General features: G+C 71.3%; 4 protein-coding genes. All 4 read right to left on the bottom strand.

Annotated features, from left to right (window positions below; genetic code table 11):
- Positions 1 to 263: 263 nt before the first annotated feature.
- The 4 genes from VP06_RS23210 to VP06_RS23195 all read right to left on the bottom strand — a co-directional run bounded on the left by VP06_RS23210 (position 264) and on the right by VP06_RS23195 (position 3786).
- Complete coding sequence (locus tag VP06_RS23210; protein WP_048466167.1) at positions 264 to 848, bottom strand: L,D-transpeptidase; 585 nt, start codon at positions 846 to 848, stop codon at positions 264 to 266.
- Positions 849 to 992: 144 nt separating this feature from the next.
- Positions 993 to 1892, bottom strand: coding sequence for a metallophosphoesterase family protein (locus tag VP06_RS23205; RefSeq protein ID WP_048466166.1), 900 nt, complete (start codon positions 1890 to 1892; stop codon positions 993 to 995).
- Between the two features lie 274 nt (positions 1893 to 2166).
- Complete coding sequence (locus VP06_RS23200; RefSeq protein WP_048466165.1) at positions 2167 to 2574, bottom strand: VOC family protein; 408 nt, start codon at positions 2572 to 2574, stop codon at positions 2167 to 2169.
- A 33-nt stretch (positions 2575 to 2607) separates the two neighbouring features.
- Entirely contained in the window at positions 2608 to 3786 is a 1179-nt protein-coding gene (locus tag VP06_RS23195) for an FAD-binding protein (RefSeq protein ID WP_048466164.1), read from the bottom strand.
- Between the last annotated feature and the right edge of the window lie 177 nt (positions 3787 to 3963).

Here is a 3963-nt window from a genome sequence, read left to right as displayed (position 1 = left end):
CCGGTTCGGCGATAAAAATCTGCGACAAAACAAGAACCTAAGCGGGCGAAGCGTTGGCCTGCCAACGCAAGCCTGCTTAGGCTAATACCAACGGTCGTTGAAAACGACCTTTGGTTCTGTTCTCGAATTTTCGCCAAGCCTCTGGCTTGACATCGAAAATTCGAGATGGGTCAACGGCCCGATGCGTCAGCATCTTGGGCCGTTGGTAAAAGGCGGAGCGGCTTCTCGCGGGGAGCCGCTCCGTCCTCGGATGGGCCCGAGCCCTACGGCAGCACCACCACCTTGGTGCCCACCTTCACCCGGTCGTACAGGTCGATCACGTCCCGGTTGGTCATCCGGATGCAGCCCGAGGACACCGCCGCCCCGATCGTCTCCGGCTCGTTCGAGCCGTGGATGCGGTAGAGCGAGGAGCCGAGATAGAGCGCCCGGGCGCCGAGCGGGTTGTCGTTGCCGCCGGCCATGTAGCGCGGCAGGTCGGGGCGGCGCTTGATCATCTGCTCCGGCGGGCGCCAGGACGGCCATTCCTTCTTCATCGTCACGGTCTTGGTGCCCGACCAGGAAAAGCCTTCGCGGCCGACGCCGACGCCGTACTGCACCGCCTCCTGATTCGGCAGGATGTAGTAGAGCCGGCGCTGGCTGGTCGAGATCACCACCGTGCCGGGCTTGTAGGGGCTGTTCCAGCCGATCGTCTGGCGCGGCACGCCCTGCTGGCGGAAGACCGTCAGGAAGTCGGCGATCGGCCCGCGGTCGAGCAGGCTGATGGCATGGGCTGGCGCCGCGAGGGCGAGCAGGGTGGCGGCCGTCAGAAGCGGCTTCAGCAGGCGCCGCGGCGCGGTCAGACGGGTCATCGTCCCCTCCCGTTCGAGTTCATGGTGAACGGGTTGGCCGCCGGGCTATGGCGAAAACAGGGCGGAAACAATGACGCGGCCGCCCATGGTGCATTCGCGCCACAGGCGTTTCGGCGGACAGCGCGCGGGCAACGGCCCGGACCGTCAGCCTCGCAGCGTCAGGGTGCCGACATCGCCCAGCCCCCCCTCGGGCAGCAGGCCGCGCAGGGTGGCGGTGAGGGAGAAGCCCGTCGCCGTGCGCTCGATCTCGTAGAGATGGTAGCCGGCGCAATGCTTGAGCGCCCCGCCCCGGGCCGAGGCCGAGGGGGCGCCGATCACCGGGACCCGCCGCCCGCCCGGAGCCATCACGAAGGCGACCGAGCCGACATGGTTGTGGCCGTGCAGCACGAGGTCGGCGCCGACCCGGCCGATCATCGCCTCGAAGGCATGGGCATCGGTGAGGTTGCGCCCCGCCTTGGCGCCGCCGACATGGGGCGGATGGTGGATCATCACCACCCGGCAGGGTCGCTCCGGCTCGGCGGCGAGGGCCGCCAGCATCCGCTCGGCGGCCCGGACCTGGTCGGAGCCGAGCCGCCCGGTCGCCACGAAGGGCGCGGTCGGAATCGCCGAGGACATTCCGACCAGCGCCACCTGCCCGCGCCGGCGCAGATACGGAAACGCCTTGGCACGCCCGGCATCGTCCCGGGTCCAGGGCCCGACCGCGTCGAGCAGGCCCTTGAGCGAGCCACGGACATAGGCGTCGTGGTTGCCGGGCACGAAGCTGACGACGTCGGGCGCACCCAGTCCTTCCAGGAAGGTGCGGGCGGTCTCCCATTCGCTCGGCAGGCCGATGTTGCACAGGTCGCCCGTGCAGGCGATGTGATCGGGTGCGGCGGCCCGAATATCCTCCACCAGGGCGGCCAGGATCTCCATGTCGTGGGTGAGCTTGCGGCCGCGGCTCCAGTTGACCCAGCCGGTGGCGCGCTTGCTCATCAGCTGGCGCAGGCGTGGGCGGGGGAGCGGCCCGACATGGGGATCGGTGAGGTGGGCGAGGCGGAACGTCATCGGGGGCAAGAACGCATGACGGGGCATCCGGTCCGCCATGTCGGTCGCGCGGCGGGGCCCCCGCCCTAAGCAGATTTCGCCGAAGTGGTCACCGGTTCGGCGGCAAAAATCTGCGATCAACAGGAACCTGAGCGGGCGAAGCGGTAGACTGCGCAGAGCATTTTCCGACGAAGTGGAGACCGGTTCGTCGTAGAAAATGCGGCAAAATCAAAGAGCTAGAGAAGCTTCGCGATGGCGACGCAATCGTGACGCGCTCTAGCACCGGACCGGGCCGTCACGCATCCCCTTCGGGCTGATGGCACACCACGCAGAGCTTGTTGCCGTCCAGATCGCGAAAATACGCGCCGTAATAGGCCGGGTGATAATGCGGCCGCAGCCCGGGCGCGCCCTCGCAGGTGCCGCCGGCCGCGAGCGCCAGGGCGTGGCAGCGATCGACGCTCGCCCGGGAGCGGGCCGTCAGCGCCGTCATGAGGCCGTTGCCCGGATCGGGCGCCCGGCCGTCCCAGGGGCGGCCGACGATCACCAGGGGCCGGTCGGCGCCCCGCGGCATCCAGCCGGCCCATCCCTGCTCCGGCTCGTGGAAGCGGAGTTCCAGTCCCAACTCGTCGAGGAGCGCGGTGTAGAACGGAAAGGCGCGGGCGAGATCGGCGGTGCCGAGGCAGACATGCGAGATGACGCTCATCGGGCTCTCTCAAACGGCACGTCCCTGGAGGCTTCAGAGACCGGCGTACATCCGGCCCGGATTGAACAGGCCGGCCGGGTCGTGCGCGGCCTTGAGGCCGGCGGTGATCCGCATCAGGGGCTCGGAGAGGGGTTCGAAGACCGGCACCGCGGCGCGCACCGCCTCCGGCGCGCGCACGAGCGTGGCGTGGCCGCCGGAGCCGAGGGCCGCCCGCACGGTCGCGGCGCCCGCGTCGCCGGTCGCCGCCGTCGCCAGCCAGACGAGGCCGCCGCCCCAATCGAAGAACCAGCGCGCCGGGCGCGCCGCCGCGACGGCGGCGGCCACCGCGGGGCCGCGGCCCGGGGCGGTGGAGAGGCGCCATATCGCCTCGTCGGTGCCGGCGAAGGGCAGGACGTTCCGCACTGTGCGCCACGCCGCGGCCGCCGTCTCGCCCTCGATCGTCGCGGGGCGTCCGAAGCCGCGCAGCAGGCGGGTGAGCTGGCCGAGGCGGTAATCGACGGACGGAGAGAACCCCTCGATGCGCAGGAGCGTGCGGGCCGGGCCGTCGATCCCCTCCGGCAGATGGGCCGCGCCGGTGATCTCGAAGGGCGAGCCGAGAGCGAGGCTCATCGCCTCGACCGCCCGGGCCTCGTCGAGGCCGGCGAGCGCCAGGGTCGCGGTGCGCTCGGGCACGGGCAGCACCTTGAAGGTGACCTCGGTCAGAAAGCCCAGCGTGCCCCAGGATCCGGCCATCAGCTTCACGAGGTCGAGGCCGGTGACGTTCTTCATCACCCGGCCGCCGGACTTCACCGCCTCGCCGCGCCCGTTGACGAAGCGCACGCCGATCAGGCTGTCGCGGGCGGCGCCCCCGGCGATGCGCCGCGGGCCCGAGATGTTGCCGGCGGCCACGGCACCGATCGTCGGCTCGCCGGCCGAGCCGAGGAGCGCCCGGTGGTCCATCGGCTCGAAGGGCAGCATCTGGCGGCCCGCGGCGAGCCGCGCCTCGACCTCGGCCAGCGGCGTGCCGGCCCGGGCCGCGATGACGAGTTCCGCCGGCTCGTAGAGGGTGATGCCGGTGAGGCCGGTCGCCGAGAGGGTCGCCTCGTCCTGGGCGGGCCGGCCGATCCCCGCCCGGGTGCCGCCGCCGACGAGCCGCAGCCGCTCGCGCCGCGCCGCCGCCTCGCCGATCAGGGTCACGGCCTCGGCCTCGCTGCGGGGCTGGTAGATGCTCATCGCGGGCTCGCTCGGTGGGCGGATCGGGGCGCGGATCATTGCGGGCAACCGGGACGGGTTGCAAGCGCGGGCGCAGGCGCCGCCAGGGCAATCGCTTCAGCCCTGGCGCGGGTTTGAGCTGCGCGGGGATGAGGATCGTGGTTCAGGAGGGGCTTGTCGCTCTGTGAGGCCCCCATG

Source organism: Methylobacterium aquaticum, assembly GCF_001043915.1.
In the GTDB taxonomy this organism is placed as follows: Bacteria; Pseudomonadota; Alphaproteobacteria; order Rhizobiales; family Beijerinckiaceae; genus Methylobacterium; species Methylobacterium aquaticum.
The sequence above is the reverse complement of the archived record's forward strand: the minus strand, read 5'-3'. Positions and strand labels throughout refer to the sequence as shown.

Excerpts from the sequence above, each read along its gene's own strand:
- VP06_RS23210 (WP_048466167.1), bottom strand. The coding sequence starts at position 848 with ATGACCCGTCTGACCGCGCCGCGGCGCCTGCTGAAGCCGCTTCTGACG.
- VP06_RS23205 (WP_048466166.1), bottom strand. The coding sequence starts at position 1,892 with ATGACGTTCCGCCTCGCCCACCTCACCGATCCCCATGTCGGGCCGCTC.
- VP06_RS23200 (WP_048466165.1), bottom strand. The coding sequence starts at position 2,574 with ATGAGCGTCATCTCGCATGTCTGCCTCGGCACCGCCGATCTCGCCCGC.
- VP06_RS23195 (WP_048466164.1), bottom strand. The coding sequence starts at position 3,786 with ATGAGCATCTACCAGCCCCGCAGCGAGGCCGAGGCCGTGACCCTGATC.